At 42.6% G+C, this 21,852-nt stretch carries 26 protein-coding genes; 19 read left to right on the plus strand and 7 right to left on the minus strand.

Features of this window, described 5'->3' with window-relative positions; all coding sequences use genetic code 11:
• Window positions 1-66: 66 nt before the first annotated feature.
• Window positions 67-393: a hypothetical protein gene (locus PT285_RS03705; protein WP_277147898.1), complete on the minus strand. Its 327-nt coding sequence runs from the start codon at window positions 391-393 to the stop codon at window positions 67-69.
• A complete protein-coding gene (locus PT285_RS03710; protein WP_277147900.1) occupies window positions 393-824 on the minus strand; it encodes an HIT family protein in 432 nt (143 codons plus the stop codon). The genes PT285_RS03705 and PT285_RS03710 overlap by 1 nt, the downstream gene beginning before the upstream one ends.
• Before the next feature lie 88 nt (window positions 825-912).
• On the opposite strand from PT285_RS03710, the gene PT285_RS03715 reads away from it, so the two are divergent.
• The 7 genes from PT285_RS03715 (at window position 913) to PT285_RS03745 (ending at window position 6,202) form a co-directional block, all read left to right on the plus strand.
• The gene (locus tag PT285_RS03715; RefSeq protein ID WP_277147902.1) at window positions 913-1,647 is read left to right on the plus strand and encodes an ABC transporter ATP-binding protein; all 735 of its coding nucleotides are present in this window, start codon (window positions 913-915) and stop codon (window positions 1,645-1,647) included.
• A complete protein-coding gene (locus tag PT285_RS03720; protein ID WP_277147904.1) occupies window positions 1,647-2,840 on the plus strand; it encodes an ABC transporter permease in 1,194 nt (397 codons plus the stop codon). The genes PT285_RS03715 and PT285_RS03720 overlap by 1 nt, the downstream gene beginning before the upstream one ends.
• A complete protein-coding gene (gene trmB, locus PT285_RS03725) occupies window positions 2,841-3,500 on the plus strand; it encodes a tRNA (guanosine(46)-N7)-methyltransferase TrmB (RefSeq protein ID WP_277147906.1) in 660 nt (219 codons plus the stop codon).
• Between the two features lie 59 nt (window positions 3,501-3,559).
• Window positions 3,560-3,880: a thioredoxin family protein gene (locus tag PT285_RS03730; protein WP_277147908.1), complete on the plus strand. Its 321-nt coding sequence runs from the start codon at window positions 3,560-3,562 to the stop codon at window positions 3,878-3,880.
• A gap of 21 nt (window positions 3,881-3,901) precedes the next feature.
• Window positions 3,902-4,546, plus strand: a complete 645-nt coding sequence (ytpR, locus tag PT285_RS03735; RefSeq protein ID WP_277147910.1) for a YtpR family tRNA-binding protein — start codon at window positions 3,902-3,904, stop codon at window positions 4,544-4,546.
• A 62-nt stretch (window positions 4,547-4,608) separates the two neighbouring features.
• Window positions 4,609-5,751, plus strand: a complete 1,143-nt coding sequence (gene wecB, locus PT285_RS03740; RefSeq protein ID WP_277147912.1) for a non-hydrolyzing UDP-N-acetylglucosamine 2-epimerase — start codon at window positions 4,609-4,611, stop codon at window positions 5,749-5,751.
• 55 nt (window positions 5,752-5,806) lie between these two features.
• Window positions 5,807-6,202 carry a type II toxin-antitoxin system HicB family antitoxin gene (locus PT285_RS03745; RefSeq protein WP_277147913.1) on the plus strand — a complete coding sequence of 132 codons (396 nt, stop codon included), beginning with the start codon at window positions 5,807-5,809 and terminating at the stop codon, window positions 6,200-6,202.
• Window positions 6,203-6,295: 93 nt separating this feature from the next.
• On the opposite strand, the gene PT285_RS03750 is transcribed toward PT285_RS03745, so the two are convergent.
• Both PT285_RS03750 and PT285_RS03755 read right to left on the minus strand, forming a co-directional pair.
• A complete protein-coding gene (locus PT285_RS03750; protein ID WP_277147915.1) occupies window positions 6,296-6,808 on the minus strand; it encodes a GtrA family protein in 513 nt (170 codons plus the stop codon).
• Entirely contained in the window at window positions 6,801-7,247 is a 447-nt protein-coding gene (locus tag PT285_RS03755) for a flavodoxin domain-containing protein (protein ID WP_277147917.1), read from the minus strand. Before PT285_RS03755 ends, PT285_RS03750 begins: the two co-directional genes overlap by 8 nt.
• A gap of 136 nt (window positions 7,248-7,383) precedes the next feature.
• On the opposite strand from PT285_RS03755, the gene map reads away from it, so the two are divergent.
• The 6 genes from map (at window position 7,384) to PT285_RS03785 (ending at window position 13,790) form a co-directional block, all read left to right on the plus strand.
• Window positions 7,384-8,211, plus strand: coding sequence for a type I methionyl aminopeptidase (gene map, locus PT285_RS03760; RefSeq protein WP_277147918.1), 828 nt, complete (start codon window positions 7,384-7,386; stop codon window positions 8,209-8,211).
• 8 nt (window positions 8,212-8,219) lie between these two features.
• Window positions 8,220-9,137, plus strand: coding sequence for a YihY/virulence factor BrkB family protein (locus tag PT285_RS03765; RefSeq protein WP_277147920.1), 918 nt, complete (start codon window positions 8,220-8,222; stop codon window positions 9,135-9,137).
• Between the two features lie 64 nt (window positions 9,138-9,201).
• Window positions 9,202-10,110, plus strand: a complete 909-nt coding sequence (galU, locus tag PT285_RS03770) for a UTP--glucose-1-phosphate uridylyltransferase GalU (RefSeq protein ID WP_277147922.1) — start codon at window positions 9,202-9,204, stop codon at window positions 10,108-10,110.
• 150 nt (window positions 10,111-10,260) lie between these two features.
• Entirely contained in the window at window positions 10,261-11,415 is a 1,155-nt protein-coding gene (locus PT285_RS03775; protein ID WP_277147924.1) for a thiolase family protein, read from the plus strand.
• Window positions 11,416-12,627: a hydroxymethylglutaryl-CoA reductase, degradative gene (locus tag PT285_RS03780; RefSeq protein ID WP_277147926.1), complete on the plus strand. Its 1,212-nt coding sequence runs from the start codon at window positions 11,416-11,418 to the stop codon at window positions 12,625-12,627. It abuts the gene before it with no gap.
• A complete protein-coding gene (locus tag PT285_RS03785; RefSeq protein WP_277147928.1) occupies window positions 12,627-13,790 on the plus strand; it encodes a hydroxymethylglutaryl-CoA synthase in 1,164 nt (387 codons plus the stop codon). The genes PT285_RS03780 and PT285_RS03785 overlap by 1 nt, the downstream gene beginning before the upstream one ends.
• A 1-nt stretch (window position 13,791) precedes the next feature.
• Here the strand turns inward: PT285_RS03785 and PT285_RS03790 are convergent, their stop codons facing one another.
• Window positions 13,792-14,076, minus strand: a complete 285-nt coding sequence (locus tag PT285_RS03790; RefSeq protein ID WP_277147930.1) for a hypothetical protein — start codon at window positions 14,074-14,076, stop codon at window positions 13,792-13,794.
• A gap of 69 nt (window positions 14,077-14,145) precedes the next feature.
• On the opposite strand from PT285_RS03790, the gene PT285_RS03795 reads away from it, so the two are divergent.
• Window positions 14,146-15,102: an alpha/beta hydrolase gene (locus PT285_RS03795; protein ID WP_277147931.1), complete on the plus strand. Its 957-nt coding sequence runs from the start codon at window positions 14,146-14,148 to the stop codon at window positions 15,100-15,102.
• Window positions 15,103-15,487: 385 nt separating this feature from the next.
• Entirely contained in the window at window positions 15,488-15,979 is a 492-nt protein-coding gene (locus tag PT285_RS03800; RefSeq protein ID WP_277147933.1) for a C40 family peptidase, read from the plus strand.
• A 56-nt stretch (window positions 15,980-16,035) separates the two neighbouring features.
• On the opposite strand, the gene rlmD is transcribed toward PT285_RS03800, so the two are convergent.
• On the minus strand, window positions 16,036-17,412 hold the full coding sequence (gene rlmD, locus PT285_RS03805) for a 23S rRNA (uracil(1939)-C(5))-methyltransferase RlmD (RefSeq protein WP_277147935.1): 1,377 nt from the start codon (window positions 17,410-17,412) through the stop codon (window positions 16,036-16,038).
• A 123-nt stretch (window positions 17,413-17,535) separates the two neighbouring features.
• Between rlmD and recX the strand changes: the two genes are divergently transcribed.
• Window positions 17,536-18,351 (plus strand): recombination regulator RecX, encoded by an 816-nt coding sequence (recX, locus tag PT285_RS03810; protein WP_277147937.1) that lies wholly within the window; start codon window positions 17,536-17,538, stop codon window positions 18,349-18,351.
• A gap of 9 nt (window positions 18,352-18,360) precedes the next feature.
• Window positions 18,361-18,837: a hypothetical protein gene (locus PT285_RS03815; RefSeq protein ID WP_277147939.1), complete on the plus strand. Its 477-nt coding sequence runs from the start codon at window positions 18,361-18,363 to the stop codon at window positions 18,835-18,837.
• 6 nt (window positions 18,838-18,843) lie between these two features.
• Here PT285_RS03815 and PT285_RS03820 read toward each other — a convergent pair whose 3' ends face one another.
• Window positions 18,844-19,305, minus strand: a complete 462-nt coding sequence (locus tag PT285_RS03820) for a hypothetical protein (RefSeq protein ID WP_277147941.1) — start codon at window positions 19,303-19,305, stop codon at window positions 18,844-18,846.
• A gap of 103 nt (window positions 19,306-19,408) precedes the next feature.
• On the opposite strand from PT285_RS03820, the gene PT285_RS03825 reads away from it, so the two are divergent.
• Together PT285_RS03825 and PT285_RS03830 are read left to right on the plus strand one after the other, a co-directional pair.
• Entirely contained in the window at window positions 19,409-20,275 is an 867-nt protein-coding gene (locus tag PT285_RS03825; protein WP_277147943.1) for a hemolysin family protein, read from the plus strand.
• Window positions 20,275-21,846: a peptide chain release factor 3 gene (locus tag PT285_RS03830; RefSeq protein WP_277147945.1), complete on the plus strand. Its 1,572-nt coding sequence runs from the start codon at window positions 20,275-20,277 to the stop codon at window positions 21,844-21,846. The genes PT285_RS03825 and PT285_RS03830 overlap by 1 nt, the downstream gene beginning before the upstream one ends.
• Window positions 21,847-21,852: the final 6 nt, after the last annotated feature.

The following is a 21,852-nucleotide window of genomic DNA, read 5'->3' on the forward strand; positions in this document are numbered from 1 at the left end:
AAATTGACCAGTCCTGATTTCAAATTTCAAATTTTCACAGAAAAGTCGTTTTTTCTTTAGCTTTTCTTAGTGATTTTCACCGGGTTTGCTGGCAAAATCGGTGTACGACTTTTTCATTTTGTTCGTTAACTCGGCGGTATCATCCTGGTAATGCTTAATTTTAGAGTTGAGCTCGCTGACGGTTTGTTGCGCTGCTGGTAGTTCAGCTGCCAACTGCCGCTTTGCATTTTTTAATTTGCCGATATTTAAAGCAAGTTCGCTGACATCGTTGCCGAAAGCAGTCACTTCATTTTTCAACGGCCCACCAAGACGGTGACCATTCTTATCTTTTACAAGAGAAATAATAACGCCTGCCGCAGCGCCGATTACCAGCCCTAAGCTCCATTTCTTCATTAAAATTGCTCCCGAATTTTAGCAGCAACTGCCTGATAATCTTCCTCAGTATACTTGTCGGCATTATTGCGAGTGGTTAATTTCAAGCCATCGCCCTCAAAGCGGGGGACAAAATGAATATGTGAATGCATGACAACCTGGTTGGCACTTTTACCATTGTTGGAGTTAATGTTCATTCCTGTGATTTTGGGATCAAACTTCTTGATGGCGTTGGCAATCGCCGGAATGTACTGCAGATATTTTTTAATATCTTCCGGGCTATAATCGAAAAAGTTAGTAATATGCTTTTTCGGCACCATCAGGGTGTGGCCGGGATTTACTTGTGAAATATCCAAGAAGGCTTTGACGTCATCATTTTCAAAAACGGTATAGCTTGGAACTTCACCGCGAATAATTTTACAAAATAAACAATCTTCATCTAATTTATTCATGTTTAAACCTCGATTTTGTAATTTAGTTTCCTATATGTTTCATGCTATCATAGAAAGTAAATAAATTCAGTAAAGAAAGATAGGAAAAATGGTTCTAAAAATTGAACATCTGACTGGTGGCTATACGGGGGTGCCAGTAATTAAAGACATTAATTTAGAAATAAAGCCTGGTGAGGCATTGGGCCTGATTGGCCTCAATGGTGCCGGAAAGTCGACAACAATCAAGCATTTGCTGGGCTTATTACGGCCGCAAAAAGGGACAATTACCTTAAATGAGGTTAATTTAACGGCGCAGCCGACTGCGTTTAAAAGGCAGGTAGCGTATATTCCAGAGATGCCGGTTTTGTACCCGGAATTAACTTTGAAAGAGCATCTGCAGTTGACAATGATGAGCTACGGACTAAAAGAGACCGAAGCCTGGCCGCGTGCGCAAAAATTGCTGACAGATTTTCGCTTGGCTGACAAGTTGGACTGGCTACCAATTCACTTTTCTAAAGGGATGCAGCAAAAGGTAATGATTGTTGCCGCTTTTTTGGCAGACACCGCTTTGCTGGTAATTGATGAACCTTTTACTGGACTTGATCCGTTAGCGGTGGCCAAGCTTCTGGCGCTGATTAAGCAGGCAATTTCCTCTGGGAAAATGGTTTTGATGACCACGCATGTTTTAGCGGATGCCCAGCAAGCAATTTCCAACTATGCGGTGCTTAACAACGGAACAATTGAGATGATTGGCAGTTTAACTGAGATTCGCCAGCATTACGGCTTGAAGCCGGATGATTCTTTCGATCGGCTTTATCAAGTTTTAAATCAGGAGCAGGCTTAATGGCAGAATTAGCAAAAAAACGGCTGGTAGAAAACTTTAAGCAGTCGCTCAAGTATTTGCTGCTGGTTTTCAATGACTTTTTCATTTTGGCTCTGATCTTTCTGTTTGGAGCATTAATGTTTTGGTATGCACAGGCAATGAAAGAAATTCCCGCAAATCTTTGGTTTTACAAGTTACTGGTGGGGCTGTTCTTGGCGGTACCATTATTAATTGGCAAGCTGGTTACTTTACTGAAAAAAGCAGACGCGCAGTTTCTATTTACGCAAGATAGACAAATGAAGGCCTATTTGCGGCCGCTGCTTCTTTACAGTATGATTGTGCCCAGTCTTATTTTATTGCTTCTAGCGGGAATTTTATTCCCGTTTGCAGCAATCAAGGCCGGCATCAAACCATTGTATTATTTGCTGGCGGTCTTACTTGTTTTGGTCTGCAAATTTATCCAGCTTGAGATTAGCAAACATAATCTGTTTTTCAGCCAGAGGCTACCATTTTGGCTGTTTAATATTGTTAGTGTGCTTTTTTTACTTGCAGGTTTGTATTATCCTTTGGCCTTAATTCTTGGCCTTATTTTGGTTATGCTGGCAGGCGTCTTGGTGGTTAAGCAAACCGGCGGTCTATTTAACTGGCGCTTTGCAATTAAGGCGGAAGAAGCACGGAAAAATCAGGTTTACTCGCTATTTAGCATGTTTACCGATGTTAAGGAGCGCCGCGTTACGATTAAGCGGCGGAAATATTTGGATTGGCTGTTGCCGCGCAGTTTGGCTAAGGAAAATCCCAATAAATTTTTATATCGCAGGTCGCTTTTGCGTAATCCGGAATATTTAAACCTACTGGTGCGGATGACGGTCTTTGCAGTTCTAATTTCGTGGCTGGTGCAAAATTGGGCCTGGGCGCTGGGATTGTCATGCCTGGTAATTTTTCTAACAGTTTACCAGTTGCTGCCGTTAACAGGTGAATTTGACCAAAACATCATGTATCGGGTTTATCCGATTGAGCGAGCAAACCGTGGCCGGGCAATGGCGCAGGTGGTTAGTGAAGCAATTTTGCTTGAATGGGGGATAATTGCTATTTCCTGGAAAATTGTTTTACCTGTTGGTGTTTTTCGTTTCTCAGCAATTTTGCTGCTATTAGTCTTTGCAGCTTTAGTGACACTGGGATATTTACCTTATAAAATTAAGGAAGGGGAGAAGTAGATGAGATTACGCAACAAGCCTTGGGCTGTTGATTTAGTTCATGAGCATCCAGAAAGTGTGCTGGATTGGCCGGATCCGGAAAAGAGGATCGATTGGGCCAGTCGTTTTTCTCACCCTGATCAACTGCTTGAAATTGAGGTTGGTTCGGGTAAGGGACAATTTATTACGACCTTGGCGCAGGAATATCCGGAGAAAAATTTTGTCGCGCTTGAACTGCAAATAACTGCGGCGGGGATGATCTTACGAACAAAATTAGCGAATCACTTGGATAATTTACAGATTTTATGTGCAGATGCTGCAGAGATTGCTTCTTTCTTTCCTCCCGCTTCAGCTGAAAAAATTTATCTGAATTTTAGTGACCCATGGCCGAAAACGCGTCATGAAAAACGACGTTTAACTTACAGGTCATTTTTATGTCAATATCAAAAAGTACTGACTGACAAGGGGCAAATTGAGTTTAAAACCGATAATGCGGGCTTGTTTGCCTATTCTCTTCTCAGTATGAACAATTTTGGCATGAAGTTTAACTTTGTCTCAGTCGATCTGCATCATGAAAAACCGGAGATTTTAGCACAAAATATTGAAACCGAGTATGAACATAAATTTGCGGCTAAAGGTAACCCGATTTATGCCCTGCATGCAAAATTTGAAACAAAATGATTTGAATAACGTCGGTTTAAAATTATAATATTTGTATACTTGATTAGCGAGGTAACAAAATGGAACAAATTAAAAAATTAGATCAAAATAAGTTGACAGAAATTACTAAATCGGGTCGGGTTGTGCTGGAATTTTCTGCTGACTGGTGCCCAGACTGCCGTTTTTTGGCTCCGTTTATGCCGGAAATTGAAGCAGATTTTTCTGACAGCAAGTTTTATCAGATTGACCGTGATGGTGCCGTTGATGTGGCTAAAGAATTGAATATTATGGGAATTCCTTCATTTGTTGTCTACCAAGATGGGCAAGAAATTGGTAGACTAGTCAATAAGGATCGCAAAACTAAACAAGAAGTTGAAGACTTTTTGCGGTCGCTAGACTAAGTGATAGAAGGGAATTTTTAAATGATTACGAGCATTAATAAGCGCAGTTATCCCAATACGTTAATCGTTATTTTGGCACAAGATAACGGTAAGAGTGAATTTGAAGAAAAAGATGATGTCACCAGAATTACGGATGAAGAAGGTAATTTAATTGGTTTTAACTTTTTCAATGTTGAACAGTTAATTGACTATGATAAATTGCCCGATGGACAGGTTAGGCTGACTGATAAGGAGCTGGCAGCGCTGAATGACAAGATAGCTGCTGCAGGTTTTAATGATAAATTGGCTTATGGCAGGCCGACTTTGGTATACGGTTATGTTAAAACATGCGACCCGCATCCGGATTCTGATCACCTTCATGTAACAACAGTTGATGTTGGTAATGAAGAACACCAAATTGTGTGCGGTGCACCGAATATTGCTCAGGGGCAAAAAGTGGTTGTCGCATTGCCGGGAACACTGATGCCGAACGGCCAGCAAATTTGGCCAGGCAGTTTGCGCGGTGTCGATTCATATGGGATGATCTGTTCAGCACGTGAGCTTGGTTTAAAGCATGCCCCGCAAAAACGCGGCATCATGGTTGTGCCGGATAATTTTGCAACCGGCGGCGAGTTTGAGCCGACTAAGTGTGATGAGCTGTTAGCTAGTGGGGACATTACCTTATAGAAAAAATAAAGGTATTAGTAAAATAGTACCTTTATTTTTTTGAAGATAATTCGGAGATAAAAATGACAAAAATTAAAGTAATGACCGTTTTTGGCACGCGGCCAGAAGCAATTAAAATGGCCCCGCTTGTTCTTAAATTAAAGGCGGATGATCGGTTTGATGAGGTAACGGTTGTCAGTGCGCAGCACCGGGAAATGCTGGATCAGGTGCTGGAAATTTTTAAAATTAAGCCGGACTATGATTTTAATATCATGCGGCAAAAGCAAACTTTGGAAGAAATTACCAGCAAGGTCATGTTAGATCTGGCCCAGGTAATTCATCAGGAACAGCCGGATCTTGTTTTGGTTCATGGTGATACTACAACCAGTTTTGCGGCTAGCCTTGCGGCTTTTTACGAACAGAAGACTTTAGGGCACGTTGAAGCGGGTCTAAGGACTTGGAATAAGTATTCGCCGTTTCCCGAAGAGATGAACCGTCAGATGACAGATGACTTGTCTGACTTGTACTTTGCGCCGACCAAGCTCAGCAAGGAAAATCTGCTTAAGGAAAATCATTCAGGCAAAAATATTTTCGTTACCGGCAATACGGCAATTGATGCGCTCCAGCAAACGGTGCAAGAGGATTACCACCACCAAGTCTTGGATGAGATTAGCCCGGGTAATCGGGTAATTCTGGTGACCATGCACCGCCGAGAAAATCAGGGTGAGCCGATGAAGCGGGTCTTTAAGGTAATGAAAGAAGTGGTTGACAGCCACGAGGATGTTGAGATTATTTATCCGGTTCATTTGTCGCCAGCTGTGCAGAAAACGGCACACGAAATTTTGGATGATGATCCGCGAATTCATCTGATTTCGCCGCTTGACGTGGTTGATTTCCATAATCTTGCTAAACGCAGCTATTTTATTATGACCGATTCCGGTGGGGTGCAGGAAGAGGCGCCATCGCTAGGAAAGCCGGTGCTAGTTTTGCGGGATACGACGGAGCGGCCTGAAGGAGTTGCAGCCGGAACGCTCAAATTAGTTGGCACACAGACTGCAGCTGTTAAACAGGCAATGCTGGAATTACTGGAAAATAAGGAAGTGTATCAGGCAATGGCTGATGCGAAAAATCCATACGGCGACGGCAAGGCCAGCGACCGGATTATAAATGCGATTGCTTATTATTTTTCTGATAAAAAAGGTGCAAAGCCGCGAGATTTTGCGTAATTAATCTTGGAAAAGGAATGGAACAGCAGATACTAAAGGAAGCAGGTTTAAAATAATGAAAGACTTAGAATTATTAACTTACCCAATTATTTTACGTCCTGAGGAAAAAGGAATGTATCTGGTCAATATTCCTGATATCGGCAATGAAGATGGTCTTTGGACAGAAGGTACAGATTTAGCTAACGCAATTTTTATGGCTAGTGATGCGATTGGCTGTGTTTTGTATGATGCGGTGGATTATCCTAAGTCTTCCAAGCTTGAAGATATTAAAACAGTTAAAAATGAAATAAAAACTGTCGTTTCTGTCAATATGAGAGAATACCGACATCGTAATTCAAAAAAAATTCGTAAAGAAGTTTTGGTACCAGATTATTTGGTGGACTTGGGTAAGAAAAAACAGCTTGATCTGTCTCAGGTGCTAACCGATGCGCTTGAAGCTAAGCTGGAATAAAGTTTCAATATCGTCAGCTTGAAAAGATAATTTAACCAAAATAAAACTCCGTAATTAGTTTGCTCAATCACGGAGTTTTATTATGTAGAATTTTTATCTGCTATGCCGTTTTTCTTGAATTTTTCTTTTAGCCCGCTCAACCATCGTGGTTTCCTGAGCCTGAAAAACTGATCTTGTCGTTAAATAGTTGAAAATCCCCACCAGAACCTGATCGACAATTTTCACAAGCAGTGCGTTCAAGTGCAGCCAGGATAGCCCAACTAGCATGATCAATGTATCGGGAATTAAACTAATAATACGGTAGGCAAAGAAGACTACCAGCTTATGCCAAGTTGTATGTTCTTCGTCCACATTATTAATAAAAACAGCCTTCTGATTAAAGAAGAACGATGCCAAATTGGAAATAATGAACGCAATCGTGTTGGAAACAACCACAACACTGTGCCACCACTGGTGCAGCATCATGAAAACGACAGTATTAATCAGGGCGGCAATGAAGCCAAAGACCATGTAGACAAACAAATTACGGTGCCGTCTAATTAATTTTGCCCCCAAAGTGCGGATATTGGGGTCGCCTGAAGAAGTTCTGTTTCTTTCCTTAGTCATTTAGTTTATCAGCCATTTCCTTTGCCGCCTGATCAATCTGGTCGATCGCGTCATCATCCGGTGCATTTTCAATTAGAACTGCCTTAGTAACTTCTTGAGCACCGAGTTGCTTGAACATCTTTTCAAAATCAAGCACATTTTCACAAAAATGTTCACCATAACTTTTATCACCACTACCCATTACTGCAAAAAACTTGCCAGTAAGGTCAAGTTCTTGAAGCTGGTCATAAAAGTCAGCAACATCATCGGTCATTTTGCCCTCGCCGTAGGTATAGGTGATAAAAATACATAAATCAGTTGTCAAATAGTCACTAGCGTCGGTAAAACTAGCCTCACTAGTTTCCACCTCGAATCCATAATCTTGTAAATCTTCCTCAAGAATTTCCGCCATGTCTGCATCGTTTCCGGTCATACTAGCATAAACAATTCTAGCTTTCATTGATGTTTCATACCCTTCATATATATTATCCATTATAAACATTATACATAAATTATGTGATTTTTCGATTTGCTTTAGCAAACTTTTAAAAAACGATATAATGGAAACAAGTATATTGATTAAGGGGAGAGTTATTTTGATTACAATAAAATCTATTCGTGAACTTAAAGGGATGCAGGCTTCAGGCAGGCTGCTAGCTTCAATGTTTGAAGGTCTGCGTGAAGTAATTAAGCCGGGGATTACAACCTGGAAAATTGAAGAGTTTTGTCAAGAATTTGTTAAGAACCGGGGCGGTCGGCTGTCGGAACAAGGCTTTGAGGGCTACCAGTATGGCACCTGCATTTCTGTTAATGACCAAATTGCTCACGCCACACCCAGAAAGGATTTTGTCCTGAAAGAGGGCGACCTGGTTAAAGTCGATGTCACTTGTAATTTAGATGGTTTTGAAACGGATTCCTGTACGACTTATCCAGTAGGCAAGATCTCTAAAGAAGATCAGGATTTGATGGACGTTACCAAGAAGGCGATGTACCTTGGAATTGACCAGGCGATTTTAGGAAACCGCGTTGGCGATATTGGTGCAGTAATTCAAAATTTTGTTGAAGAAGAGCACCATTACGGTGATGTGCGCGAACTTGTCGGACACGGCATCCAGCCAAGTATCCACGAAGACCCTGAGGTGCCTCATTGGGGTAAGGCCGGTCATGGAATTAGGCTGCGTGAAGGCATGACCATCACCTGTGAGCCAATGGTTGAAGCCGGTGGCGATTGGCGGATCGTCCAAAAGTCGGTTGCCGATCCCAAAGATGACTGGGTTTATTACGCAACGCCGGACGGTTCAAAATCGGCGCAATTTGAACACACTTTTGCCATTACTAAGGATGGTCCCAAGATTTTAACACTGCAGAAACCTTACGACGGCTATGAAAAATATTTGCCGCATTTTGACGAGATGGATGATTAGGTAAAAGAATGCAAGCAACTAGGGCGGCAATTAATCGGCGGATTGGCCAATTTTATAAATTAGTATCACGCAAATTTGGTCAGGGCGAAGTAATCGCGAGCTCGATTGTGATTGCCTATTATATTTTGTTCTCGATTTTTCCGATTATCATTATTATCGGGAACGTTTTGCCGCTGTTTCACATTGATACGGGGCCGATAGCAAGTTATGTGAATCTGATTTTTCCCGACCGGATTGCCAAGTTTATCATGCCGATTGTTAATTCACTCCTTAAGAGTAACTCAACGGGTTATATTTCGTTTGGTATTGTGGTCGCCCTCTGGTCGTTTTCGTCGCTTGTAAATGCCATCAGAATCGGGATGAACCGGATATATGGGGTTCACGCGATTGAACTAAAACAAAAATTGCTGGTAACAGTGTGGACGCGCTCGATCACAATTTTACTGACGACATTAATGATTTTACTTTTTACTTTGTTGGGTGTGGTTTTCTTATTTGGCCAACAAGTTCTGGATTTTCTTCAGCCGATTTTTTCGTTTTCGGTTGATGAAGTGAAAAAAATCTTTAATTACCGTTATCCTGTTGTCATCATCATTTTGATTATTGCGGTCTATTATTTGAATTATGTTTTGCCCAATATCAAATTGAAAAAACGAATTATCTGGCCGGGGGTTGTTACAACAGTAATTGGCTGGCTGCTGTTATCTTATCTTTTTAGTTTTTACCTGCACCATTTTCACATTAGCTGGGAAAATTACGGCATTATCGGCACTTTTATTATTTTTATGCTCTGGCTTAATATTTCTTCGGTCCTTTTGCTGGTTGGCTGCTGCGTCAATTCGGCATTGGTGGAAATGAAGTATGGTAAAGTTCAGTATTCAGCGGGGAAATTGGCTGAGTATTTTCGCCAAAAACGCCGTCATTAGTTCTGGCAGATTGCGTTTAAATCTGGTATATTAGGAACAAGTTTTAAATAGAAAGCGTATTTATATGAAAGTTAGGAAGGCTGTTATTCCGGCTGCTGGTCTTGGAACCAGGTTTTTACCTGCAACCAAGGCAATGCCGAAAGAAATGCTGCCGATTGTTGATAAGCCGACAATTCAATTTATTGTTGAAGAAGCGAAAAAGTCGGGGATTGAAGATATTTTAATCGTGACCGGAAAAAATAAGCGACCGATTGAAGACCACTTTGATTCTAATCCCGAACTTGAACAGAATTTACAGGAAACTGGGAAAACCGGATTACTTAATTTGTCGCAGAATATTACAAATCTTGGTATTAATCTGTACTACACGCGTCAGCCGCATCCCGCTGGGTTAGGCGATGCCATTGCCCGCAGCCGCAGTTTTATTGGTGATGAGCCGTTTGTTGTGATGCTGGGGGATGACCTCATGAACGACAAGGTGCCGCTGACCAAGCAGCTGATTGACCGTTATAATAAAACGCACGCGTCAACAATTGCCGTTATGCAGGTGCCCCATCAAGAAGTTTCCAAATATGGTGTGATTGAGCCCGACACCGAGATCATGCCCGGTTTGATTAACGTGAAGTCCTTTGTGGAGAAACCAGAAGTTGACAAGGCGCCGAGTGACTATGCAATTATCGGCCGTTATTTGTTAACACCGGAAATTTTTGATGTCTTAGCGACACAAAAACCGGGCCGCGGCGGAGAAATTCAATTGACCGATGCGATTGATACGATGAATAAAACACAGCGCGTTTTTGCCCACGTTTTTAAGGGTGAGCGGCATGATGTTGGTAACAAAGAAGGATACATGGAAACGGCAATTGAATATGGCCTGAGTCATCCAGAAATCAAGGATGACCTCAGAAAGTATGTGATTATGCTGGGCAACCAGCTGCAAGCTGAAGATCAGAAAAATAAAACACAGAAATAAAATATAAAAGTTTAGAAATAGGATTCAATTAGACTTGTGAGTCCTATTTCTTTTTTATAAAGATTAAGTTAATCTGGCAGTGAATAGCTATCCATTATCAAACCAATCCGTTAAGATTGTGCTTAACAATTGGAGCTAGGAGATTTCTTAATGAAAAATATTTATGTAGTTGCAGCTAAACGGACTCCATTTGGTCGCTATCACGGCCTTCTAAGTGGAAAAAATGCAGTTGCTCTTGGCGAAATTGCGTTAACTGCGACACTTGAGAGTATTAATTTAAATGCCCGGGCCCTTGATGGCCTTTTTATGGGCAATGTCCTTGGTACCGGTTTAGGGCAGAACATGGCGCGTCAGGTTGCTTTAAAAGCCGGAATGACTGAGGAAAGTGCTAGCGTAACGGTGAACGAAGTTTGCGGTTCGAGCTTGAAGGCGCTGCGTCTCGCTCAGGGCCAGATTGAACTGGGAGATTTAGACCTCGTTGCCGTTGGCGGGGCCGAAAGCATGACGAATGCCCCTTATTTTTCCGTACAAAAAAATCCCGCCAAGCCGCTTGCCAGCACGATGCTGATTGATGGGCTGCAGGATCCATTTTCGGGTAAGCATATGGGGTTAACAGCGGAAAATATTGCCCGAAAGTACCAAGTTTCGCGGGAAGAGATGGATCTTTTTAGCCTGCAATCGCACAGGAAAGCGAGCAGGGCGGTAAAAGAAGATTTTTTCAAGGATGAGATTGTCCCGCTAACCATCAACGGAATAATTTTTAGCCAAGACGAAAATATTCGGGCGGATTCCAGCTTATCGGCACTAGCAAAATTACCGGCGGTTTTCAGTGAAAACGGTCAGGTGACGGCGGGAAATTCATCGCCTCTAAGTGATGGTGCCAGCGTAGTGCTGCTTGCATCTGAAGAAAAAGTACAAGAAATGGCCTTGCAGCCGCTGGCCCGATTAGGGCAATTTGCCGAGTCAGGCACTGATCCTGCTTATATGGGTTACGCGCCATATTATGCGGTTAAAAAGCTATTGCAGAAAAGCGGAAGAAGAATCACGGACTACGATGCTGTTGAAATAAACGAGGCCTTTGCCGCTCAAGCAATTGCAGTTGCCCGTGATTTGCAGGTTCCAGAGGAAAAGTTAAATCTTGCTGGCGGGGCCATTGCCTTGGGGCACCCACTGGCCGCTTCTGGAACACGGCTAGTTATGGCCGCTATTAGTAGTCTTAAAAAGATTAACGGTAAACGGGCACTTGTTACCCTTTGTATTGGCGGTGGGCAGGCGATTGCTTATGAAGTCGTGAGGGATTTTTAAATGAAGTTTTATCAGATGTCTGCGAAAGACCGACGTCAGCTTTTGCGTAGCCAGGGAATTAAGCTGACAAAAGTTAATGAAAATGAGCTAAAGAAGTTGGAACAATTAAGCGAAAATGTTGTGGGCCAGATTAGTTTGCCTTTGGGTCTGGTGGGGAAATTAGTGGTCAATGACCGGAATTATCTGGTTCCAATGGCGACAGAAGAGCCGTCAGTTGTCGCAGCAGCTAATCACGGGGCCAAAATTTTTGCGCAAAATGGCAGCGTCGAGGCCAAGAGTGTTCGCAATGGCATTTATGGTCAAATTGTTTTGCGGGTTAAAGCAGATTTCTCATTATCACAGTTTGAAGCTAAGTTTCCTGAGCTGCTTAATTTGGTCAACGATGAATTTGCTAGTTTGGTCAATCACGGTGGCGGCGTCAAGGAGATCACGGCTAGAAGAGAAGCGGATTTGCTTTTTCTTAGAGTTTTGGTTGACCCTGCAGAAGCCATGGGAGCCAATAAGGTAAATACAATTCTAGAATTTTTAGGTAAAAAAATAACAGAACTGCCTGGAATTGTGGAAAAGTTATTTGCTATTTTGACGAATTGCCCCAGCCAGTTAACGGCAGCCAAGGTGGAACTGGAACCCGCAATGATTGGCGGCCACGACGTTGCTAAAAAGATCGCTTTGCTGAGCAAAATTGGTCAAGCGGATCCCGATCGCGGCGTAACCAATAACAAGGGGATTATGAACGGAGTTGATGCGGTTTTGCTGGCGACGGGCAATGATTTTCGTGCCGTGGAAGCGGCAACGGCTGTTTTTGCTAGTAGCGGTGGACGATATCACAGCTTAAGCAAGTGGCAGCTTAAAGACGAAAAATTGGTGGGTGAATTGACACTGCCGCTGCCGCTTGGGACAGTTGGCGGCTCGATCGATTCGCGGGCTGATATTCAGCAGAGTTTTAATATTTTAGGCAGCGGAATCACGAGCAGTGAATTAGCCAATGTGACGGCAAGTATAGGGCTAGCGAATAACTTTGCGGCACTTTTGGCGATTTCTACGGAAGGCATTCAGGCCGGACACATGAAATTACAGGCGCGAAATGTAGTTGCACGGCTTACCGCCAGCGAAGAAGAAAAAAAGGCAGTTCTTAGGGAAATGATTGCCACTGAAAAATATAGCGAACAGGCTAGTAAGGATATCTTAAAAGAACTAAGGAGAAACAATTAATGCAGATTGGAATTGACCGGATAGGGATGTATACCCCTAATAAGTATATTGATCTGGTGGATCTGGCCCACGCGCGCAATGAGGATCCAGCCAAGTTCTTGATTGGTATCGGGCAAAAAGAAATGAGTGTGGCCGATGAAACACAGGATGCGGTTTCGATGGGAATAAATGCAACGCTGCGTTATTTTGACCGAATTGATTCGGCAAAAGTCGGTCTGCTGCTTTTAGCAACCGAAAGCGGAGTTGATCAGTCAAAGTCGGGCTCATTATTTATCAATAGCGCGCTGGGCCTTGGCCCGGATGTGCGCACCTTTGAAATTAAAGAGGCCTGTTTCGGCTTGACGGCGGCCTTGGTGACAGCACGTGATTATATTCAGGCTCATCCCGATAAAACAGCTATTGTGATCGGGAGTGATATTGCGCGTTATGGCTTAAAGACAGCGGGCGAAGTGACGCAAGGAGCTGGCAGCATCAGCCTGCTGGTTAAAAAAGATCCGGGCATTCTTGCACTTGACCCGCAAAGTAGTGCTTGCAGTGCGGATATCAATGATTTTTGGCGCCCTAACGAAAGTAAGCTTGCTTTGGTAGACGGCAAGTTTTCAACAGCGATTTACCTTGATTTCTTTAAAACAACTTTTACGGCCTACCAAAAAATGACGGGATTGAAAACAAACGATTTTGCTGCTCTTATCTATCACTTACCTTTCAGCAAAATGGGTCTGAAGGCCAACCGGATAGCGGTAGCGGGACAAGATGAGGTGACAACTAAGCGTTTGAATAACAGCTTTACTGCTTCGATTCAATTGGGGCAACGGATCGGCAATACTTATACCGCCGCACTTTATTTCAGCCTGCTGAGCTTGTTGGAAAATGGGGCGCTTGCGCCTTCTGCGCGGATTGGACTTTTTTCCTATGGTTCGGGTGCCATGGGCGAATTTCTTTCTGGTAAGGTGATCATTGGCCATCAAAACATGCTGATGCGAGGTAGTGATGAGCAGCAGCTGCAAAAGCGGCGCAAGCTGACAATTGCCGAATACGAAGAGGTATTTACTCAGGCTTTGACTGAGCCGCAAGATGACGTAGAGTTAACAAGTGATGCTGAGAAAGGTACCTGGTATTTTGCCGGTATTAGCGAACGTCAGCGGCAGTACAGAAAGAAATAATCTAAGTAAGTTTGATTTTTTGACCATCTGGGGCAATTTGGATGCCGAAGGTGGCAATTTTTTTCTTTCCATCAACCAGCCAAAGTGTGATTGAGCGGTGGTGGAGATTTTTAATTAAACGGTTAAACTTTTCCTTAGTCATGGCGATCTTGCCTGGGTAGAGCAAGCACTCATTTCCTGCAATTTTGATTTTGGCAAGCGGCAGCATGTTTTTTCCAAGTGAAAGATAAAATTTTGTCTGCTGATCTAGGTCTGCTGTAATTTGTAAGAAATCTGTTAATCTCATAATTTTGCGCATTCTAAAGTGGTATACTACTTGATATTGAATTTTGAATAAAGGATTGAGGGGTTACTTGTGAAACGGATAAAACATAAAAAACTATGGCTGACATTAATTGTCTTTATTGTACTAGTATCTGGGGTTTTTGTGGGCGCTGGCCTTTATTTCTTTAAGGTTGCCTGTGTTCCTGGTCACAAGAGTTTTTTGAGTGGTCACAGTGCTTATGTGAAAAAGTCTGATCCGTTATATTCGCAAAAGATCTGGTTTAAAAAACATAAGAAGCAGAAATGGTCGATTAAGTCCGCAGACGGGAAATATCGTCTGGTTGCCAATTATATTCCGGATAAAAATTCACGTAAGAGCGTCATTATCTTGCCCGGGTACATGGATACGAAAGAGGATATGGGCGAGTATGCTACTCTGTTTCACCAGCTGGGCTACAACTCTTTAACGCCTGATCCCCGCAGTCAGGGTGAGAGCCAGGGAAAATATATTGGTTACGGTTGGCCGGAAAAAGATGATATTAAAAAGTGGTTGAATCTTCTACTTGCGAAGAAGGGTAAAAAGCAGCAAATTGTCATTTTTGGTGTCAGTATGGGTGGCGCCACAGCGATGATGGTCAGCGGTCTAAAATTACCGGCCCAGGTTAAGGCCTTTGTTGAAGACTGCGGCTATACCAGTGTTAAAGACGAGATTGAACATGAAGCCAAAGTCCTGTACGGGATGCCGGCTTTTCCTCGTTTTCCGTTAGTAGAAATTCTAAGCGGAATTAACCGAATAAAAGTTGGCTATTTTTTAAATGATGGTTCAAGCATTGTTCAGTTGCATAAAAATCACCGACCAATGCTGTTTATTCATGGTGCCAAAGATACTTTCGTGCCGACAAAAATGGTTTACCGCAACTACCAAGCTACCCGAGGACAGAAGGAATTATGGGTTGCTCCTAATGCCAAGCATGCGCAGTCATTTGCCAAGCATCCCCAAGAATACAAACTGCGGTTGCAGACTTTTCTTGCTAAATATATAAATTAGCTGTTGCAATCGCTTACATAAATCAGCTATAATAATAAGCGTGAAGAGAAATATTCATGATAAAATATGTCCTTATTTTAGAGTAAATTTTTAACAGCTTAAATGTATAGGGCTGTTATTGCAAGCTAACTATATGCAAAATTGGTAAATGGTAATATAAATCTGCTAATCTTGAACTTTCTCATTCACATGATAAAAACAGTTGCTGAGTTTTCGGCAACTGCTTTTATTTGCAAAAAAATTTTGCGTAAGCAGCAGGTAAAAGCTGGGTAACTTCGCATATAAAATTTTTAACTTTACGGTAGCAGGTTTGAAACGAATTTGTAACATTTAATCATTATTATAAATGCTATCAGTTTTTATAGGGTAAGTAGAGGAAAAGGCATTGAAGCATCAACATTGTTTATTAAAGTTAATTACATTTTTTTCTTTAGTTTTTGTTGGAATTACGGTTACTGACTTTTCTGTTGGTAATGGTGTACAGCAAGTCGATGCGGCTGAGCTTTCTAAGAAAGAGCAGCGTGCTGCTATTGTGGAATTGGCAAAACAGCAATTGGGCAAGAACTATGTTTATGGTTCAACTGGCCCCAATGCGTTTGATTGCTCTGGATTGGTGCAGTACGTTTATGATAATGCCTGCAATAAGGCTTTGCCAAGGACAACATATACGCAAGTCAGTGCTGGCAAAAAAGTTTCTCTTAAAAATTTGAAGAAGGGTGACCTTTTATTCTGGGGACCAGCTTCGGCACCAACCCATGTTGGAATTTGTATCGGTAATAACGAATTTATCCATGCTGCTGCTTCCGGCGAGGGCGTGATCAAGCAAAAGATCAGCCAGTACTTTTATCCATCGCTTGCCGAAAGAATAATTGATTAAAAATTTTAAAGTTTAATAAAAATCACGAAATTAGAACAAGTAATTTCGTGATTTTTTTATTTGCGTAAGGTTAATTTGACGACACATTCGCAACGTGGTGTTTGTGGCAGCATATCAACATTTTCAATTACGCGCACATCATAAACTTCGGTCAGTAGAACTAAATCCTGGGCCAAAGTTGATGGGTTGCAGGAGATATAAACGAAAGTTTGCGGTTTTGTGTGTAAAATTGTCTTGATTAAGCTCTTGGCTAAACCGGTTCTTGGCGGGTCAACGATTAAAGCGTCAACTTTTAGGCCTTCGTCCTGCAAGCGCGGTAAAACTTTTTCAACACTTCCCTGAAAATAATCGGCATTTTTGATGTGATTCAGCTGTACATTGTGCCGGGCATCGGCAACCGCATCCGGAATAGTTTCGATGCCAACCACTTGCTTGACTTGGTCAGCGGCGAGAATGCCGAGAGTACCGACACCGCTGTATGCATCAATCAAGGTCTGGTCAGGTGTCAGATCCAGAAACTTGAGTGCTTCGGAATAAAGGTTGACCGTTTGCTTGGGATTCAGTTGGAAGAAGGCTCGGGGCGAGAGCGCAAACTTTTTCCCTAAAATTTCTTCCATGATTTGGTCTTTTCCTGCAAGCTTGGTAGTTTTATTGCCCCACACCTGCGGGTTGCGCCAATCGGTTTCGTTTTGGAAAAGGCTGACAACATGCGGCAATTTCATAATTTCTTGGGCTAATGCGGGCAAATTTTTAATTTCACGGCCAACGGTGATTAAGGTCACCTGAATTTCCTTGCTGGCTTCTGCCTGACGGACGACAATCGTTTTAATTCCGGAAAAGTGCCGGAAAGGATTGGCAACTGCCACGTGTAATTTAATAATTAACCTTTTAATTGCTCTTTCCGTTTTTTGCGTATCTTTATTTTGGGTTGGCATGATCGGCAGATCATACAATTCATGAGAATTGGGCGCAAATAGCCCCAGCTTAGTTTCGCGGTGTTCTTGTTCAATTTGGTACTGCGCCTTGTTGCGGTAATGCCACTCGTCCGGTGCCGGAATTGTCCTTTTAACCTTGTACTTGCTGTAGCCGCGAGGATGATACTTTTTGAGGGCTTCAAGGACATTGTTGCGTTTAAATTCAAGCTGCTTTGAATATGCAAGATGAGCAAGCTCCAAACCTCCGACAGCCGGGCTGACATCTTTAGGAAAAGCAACCCGGTCGGGGCTTTTTTCCTTAATTCGCACTAATTCTGCTTGAATGTAGTGGGGATATTCTTTAGTGATTTTAGCAACCACCACTTCCTCAGGTAGAGCTCCAGGGATAAAGATGATCTTTTTCTTGTAATAGCCGATCCCTTCACCGTTGATCCCTAAGCGCTTGATAGTGATAATTACATCTTTTTCTTTTGAATTATGGTTAAAATTTTTCTGCATCTTTTTTTCTTTCTACTAAAAACTAATTCTTTGCTAGTTAATTGTACTACCTGGAAAAAGTTTTTCGCAATGAATTAAAAAATTTGCTAGCATAGTAGTAGAATTAATTAGTGAGGTTAAACAATGCCACTTATTACCAAGGTCAGTGCCCAAAAGCGGGCTGACCGCTACAATATTTTTTTAGACGGGAAGTATGCCTTTTCAGCGAGTCAGCAAACCGTTGCGGAATTCATTCTGCTTCAGGGCCAAGAATTGACTAATGAAAAAATTACGGAAATTAAGCAGTTTGATGCCGATGCCAAAGCTACCAATCTCGCGTCACGTTTTCTGAGCTATGAACCGCGGACAATTTTTGAAATTTTACAATATCTAAAAAAGCACGGAATTTCTGATGAATCGGCTGATTCTGCCGTCGATCAATTGACCAATCTGGGCTATTTGGATGACCAAAAGTATGTCAAGCTGGTTCTGCAAAATAATTTGCGCATCGGCAGTGATGGGCCCCGTGCTGTTTTGCAAAAGTTGTCTGCTAAGGGGGTTGCTCCTGAAACTAGTCAGCTTGAACTGAAAAATGTTGCTGATGAAGCTTGGCTTCCCGTGGGTCAGCGTGTCCTTAAGTCGATGAAGAGTAAAATTGGCAAGATGTCTGAGCGTGAGCTGAAGCAGAAAATGCGCGCTAAGCTGCTTACGCATGGTTTTGATAGTGGTTTTAGTGAGTTGATTCTTGACGAAATAGATTTGACAGCCGATGATGATGACCAGCTCGATGCCCTGAAAAAGCAGGGAATCAAGGCTTACAAAAAATTTCGCCGCTTCACTGGCAGTGAGCGTGAGCGCAAAATACGCAATTACTTGTTTACACATGGTTTTTCTTCCACAGAAATAAATTCTTTCCTGGCTGGCGAAGTTATTTCTGAAGAAGAATTAGATGAATATTAGGAGATTAAGATGGAAAAGGAACAAGAAAGCCTTACTTTTATCGGCCGACCGTTTACCGATAGCTTGATGAATGAGCAGCGGTCATTTGCCGCCAGCAACGCAGAAATGGAAAATGATCAGAACTGGCAGAATTTTCTTAAGGAAAATAATTTGGCGGACTGTCGTTCAAGTTTAGTAGTTTTTGGCCCCGATAATTTTATGTACTGGTACGGAGTTGTGGCTGAAATGCAAGTTGTACCGGCAGGTTTGATGAAGTATCAGCTGCCACAAGCACGTGTAGCCCAGGAGGAGCTGTCTAATCAGAGCCTAACTTATTTTAATGAACCCTTAAATTTGGTTTTGCCACCTTTTTTGCAAAAAGTTGCGGCTACTGGGACGAAGGTCTACGAAAATATTGGCGATAGTAACACGCCTTATGTTTTGCAGACACTAAATTTGGCAACAAAAAAACTGACGCAAACTTTATATTTGGCGGTCAGTCATTAAAGATAATCAGTGTTGCTGGGGATCAATTGACAAGTTGTCATATTCCACATAAGCGCCAAGGCAGGTGGAAATTAACATTACGAGGATAACAATTCCGACGGATTTGCCAACAATTTGGTCCAATGTAAGAAAATTACGCACGACGAACGTGGCGATAAAGCACAGGATAAAATCTAGCACGATGTTGGCCCCAAGTAGGAAATAACGCCTGCGGATGCTGAAGAAGCGCAGAAGCTGCTTCAAGAAACCATCGTCAATTTCTGTTGCCAGCAAATCTACCGGTCGCTGAATGGTTGCCTTGACGGCAAACATGATGAGCGCACCAACGATTGCCCCAATCGTCGTCCGAAAAAGATCAGCGGAATGCAGCACTAATGCGTTGTAGCAAATTCCGATAATCGTTAAGCTGCAAATGTAAGGAATTAATAATAAAAAAGTGAATACCAGGAGAACATGACTCTTTTTCATGGCGATCAACCTCATTTCTTACCAGCTATTTTAACATAAGCGGGCCGTCCATGATATAATGTTATTATTTATAATATGCTTTTAAGAAAGAGAGAATGACATTATGAGCAGTGACCCTGCGGCGACCACCTTACTTGATAAACTAAAGAGTAAGTTTTCTGGTAAAACTGAGGAAGAAACAAAAGAGCATTTGGAGCAGGAGATTAAGGACCTGCACCAAGAAAAAGAAATTAGTGAAACCGAATTTTCCATGTTAGAGGGAGTCCTGAACTTCCACGGCCGGATGGCCCACGAAGTGATGGTTCCCCGGACCGATGCCTTTATGGTTGACGCTAATGTTAGTTTTCAGGATAATTTGGATGAAATTCTGCGTGAACCTTATTCACGAATTCCGGTTTATCAAGGTGATAAGGATAAAATTATCGGGGTCATTCATATTAGGACAGTTTTACGCAAGGCGCGTGAAATCGGCTTTGATAAACTTGACTACAGCGATGTGATGAACGAGCCGCTGTTTGCTCCCGAAACAACTGACTTGTCGGACTTGCTGGTTGAGATGCAGCGTACCCAGCAGCAGATTGCGATTTTGATGGATGAATACGGCGGTGTTGTGGGAATTGCTAGTATTGAAGATTTACTCGAAGAAATTGTGGGCGATATCGACGATGAGGTAGACAAGGCCGAAGTTTTGGTTAATCAAATTGACGACAATAAGTATGTCATCTATGGCAAAATGTCCCTTGATGATTTTAATGAGCAATTTGGCACTGATTTAAAAATGGAAAACGTTGATACGGTAGCGGGCTATGTGATCACTAAGCTGGGAATTATTCCCGCTAAGGGCGAAAAATTGTCGGTCAAACTGGATAACGGAATGACTTTGACAACCAGGAGGATGATTCGCTCACGCCTTTTGACCGTTTTATTGACGATTCCCAAAGAGGTAGTTAAGGAAGAACAAGATAGTTAATGAGTAAAGAACTTTTGGATAAGGTAAACAAGCGGCGGACATTTGCAATTATTTCGCACCCGGATGCGGGTAAAACGACAATTACTGAGCAGCTGCTTCTTTTTGGTGGCGTCATCCGCAGTGCCGGAACAGTAAAGGCCAGGAAAACAGGTCATTACGCTACTAGTGACTGGATGGAGATTGAGAAGCAAAGAGGAATTTCTGTCACCAGTTCGGTTATGCAGTTTGAGTATCAAGGTAAACGGATCAATATTTTGGATACGCCGGGGCACCAGGATTTTTCTGAAGACACTTACCGGACACTGATGGCAGTTGATTCAGCCGTGATGGTGATTGACACGGCTAAGGGAATTGAACCCCAAACTAAGAAATTGTTTAAAGTTGTTAAGCAGCGGGGTATTCCCATTTTTACTTTTATGAATAAACTTGACCGTGACGGTCGGCCGCCGCTGGATTTGATTGCCGAGCTTGAAGACCTGCTTGGAATTGAAGGGATAGCAATGAATTGGCCGATCGGATCAGGTCAGACGCTTAAAGGTTTATACGATATTGCCAACAATCAGGTGGAATTTTATCATCAGGACGGGCAGGACCGATTTGTTGCACTTGATGAAAACGGTCAGCTCCCGGACTCTGAGCCGCTGAGCAGCGATCCCCAATTTGGAGAAACGCTGGATGAAATTACGCTGATTAAAGAGGCGGGCAACAAGTTTGATTTGGCTAAAATTGCTAAGGGGGAGCAGACACCTGTATTTTTTGGTTCGGCTTTGACCAATTTTGGCGTTGAGACCTTTTTGAAAAGTTTTGTTAATTTAGCTCCAGCACCTGAGAGTCATCAGGTCAATGGAAATGAAACGCTTGAACCGGACGATTCGGAATTTTCGGGCTTTGTTTTTAAAATTCAGGCCAACATGAATCCGCACCACCGTGACCGCATTGCCTTTGTGCGCATTGGCAGCGGTGAGTTTAAAAAGGGCTTGGATGTTACCTTGGCAAGAACCGATAAACCGATTCGTTTAAACGGCGCAACTGAATTTATGTCCAGTGAGCGGGTGCAGGTTTCGGATGCCGTTGCTGGTGACATCGTCGGCTTATACGATACAGGTAATTTTCAGATCGGCGACAGCATTTATGCCGGAAAGGGAAAAATCGTGTACCCCAGTTTGCCGGAATTTACGCCGGAATTATTTGTCCGCGTGACCGCCAAAAATGTGATGAAGCAGAAGTCCTTTCACAAGGGAATGGAACAGCTGGTTCAAGAAGGTGCCATTCAGCTCTACCGCAATTATCAAACCGATGAGTATATTCTGGGTGCGGTGGGGCAGCTGCAGTTTGAAGTCTTTAAGTTTCGTATGAAAAACGAGTATAATTCAGACGTTGAGATGACCAGCATTGGTCACCGGGTTGCTCGCTGGATTAAGCCAGACCAACTTGATCCGGCAATGGCCAACAGCCGCAATTTATTGGTTAAAGACCGTTATGATCAGCCATTATTTTTGTTTGAGAATCAGTTTGCGGAACGTTTCTTCAAGGATAAGTACCCGGACGTGGAATTGACAGAAAAGTTATAGTAAATA

Origin of the sequence: Lactobacillus sp. ESL0791, assembly GCF_029433255.1 — a bacterium.
Taxonomy (GTDB): Bacteria; Bacillota; Bacilli; order Lactobacillales; family Lactobacillaceae; genus Lactobacillus.

Bases quoted from the DNA above. Each gene is read 5' to 3' on its own strand.
- PT285_RS03705 (WP_277147898.1), bottom strand. From the start codon at position 393: ATGAAGAAATGGAGCTTAGGGCTGGTAATCGGCGCTGCGGCAGGCGTT.
- PT285_RS03710 (WP_277147900.1), bottom strand. From the start codon at position 824: ATGAATAAATTAGATGAAGATTGTTTATTTTGTAAAATTATTCGCGGT.
- PT285_RS03715 (WP_277147902.1), top strand. From the start codon at position 913: ATGGTTCTAAAAATTGAACATCTGACTGGTGGCTATACGGGGGTGCCA.
- PT285_RS03720 (WP_277147904.1), top strand. From the start codon at position 1,647: ATGGCAGAATTAGCAAAAAAACGGCTGGTAGAAAACTTTAAGCAGTCG.
- trmB (WP_277147906.1), top strand. From the start codon at position 2,841: ATGAGATTACGCAACAAGCCTTGGGCTGTTGATTTAGTTCATGAGCAT.
- PT285_RS03730 (WP_277147908.1), top strand. From the start codon at position 3,560: ATGGAACAAATTAAAAAATTAGATCAAAATAAGTTGACAGAAATTACT.
- ytpR (WP_277147910.1), top strand. From the start codon at position 3,902: ATGATTACGAGCATTAATAAGCGCAGTTATCCCAATACGTTAATCGTT.
- wecB (WP_277147912.1), top strand. From the start codon at position 4,609: ATGACAAAAATTAAAGTAATGACCGTTTTTGGCACGCGGCCAGAAGCA.
- PT285_RS03745 (WP_277147913.1), top strand. From the start codon at position 5,807: ATGAAAGACTTAGAATTATTAACTTACCCAATTATTTTACGTCCTGAG.
- PT285_RS03750 (WP_277147915.1), bottom strand. From the start codon at position 6,808: ATGACTAAGGAAAGAAACAGAACTTCTTCAGGCGACCCCAATATCCGC.
- PT285_RS03755 (WP_277147917.1), bottom strand. From the start codon at position 7,247: ATGAAAGCTAGAATTGTTTATGCTAGTATGACCGGAAACGATGCAGAC.
- PT285_RS03765 (WP_277147920.1), top strand. From the start codon at position 8,220: ATGCAAGCAACTAGGGCGGCAATTAATCGGCGGATTGGCCAATTTTAT.
- galU (WP_277147922.1), top strand. From the start codon at position 9,202: ATGAAAGTTAGGAAGGCTGTTATTCCGGCTGCTGGTCTTGGAACCAGG.
- PT285_RS03775 (WP_277147924.1), top strand. From the start codon at position 10,261: ATGAAAAATATTTATGTAGTTGCAGCTAAACGGACTCCATTTGGTCGC.
- PT285_RS03780 (WP_277147926.1), top strand. From the start codon at position 11,416: ATGAAGTTTTATCAGATGTCTGCGAAAGACCGACGTCAGCTTTTGCGT.
- PT285_RS03785 (WP_277147928.1), top strand. From the start codon at position 12,627: ATGCAGATTGGAATTGACCGGATAGGGATGTATACCCCTAATAAGTAT.
- PT285_RS03790 (WP_277147930.1), bottom strand. From the start codon at position 14,076: ATGAGATTAACAGATTTCTTACAAATTACAGCAGACCTAGATCAGCAG.
- rlmD (WP_277147935.1), bottom strand. From the start codon at position 17,412: ATGCAGAAAAATTTTAACCATAATTCAAAAGAAAAAGATGTAATTATC.
- recX (WP_277147937.1), top strand. From the start codon at position 17,536: ATGCCACTTATTACCAAGGTCAGTGCCCAAAAGCGGGCTGACCGCTAC.
- PT285_RS03815 (WP_277147939.1), top strand. From the start codon at position 18,361: ATGGAAAAGGAACAAGAAAGCCTTACTTTTATCGGCCGACCGTTTACC.
- PT285_RS03820 (WP_277147941.1), bottom strand. From the start codon at position 19,305: ATGAAAAAGAGTCATGTTCTCCTGGTATTCACTTTTTTATTATTAATT.
- PT285_RS03825 (WP_277147943.1), top strand. From the start codon at position 19,409: ATGAGCAGTGACCCTGCGGCGACCACCTTACTTGATAAACTAAAGAGT.
- PT285_RS03830 (WP_277147945.1), top strand. From the start codon at position 20,275: ATGAGTAAAGAACTTTTGGATAAGGTAAACAAGCGGCGGACATTTGCA.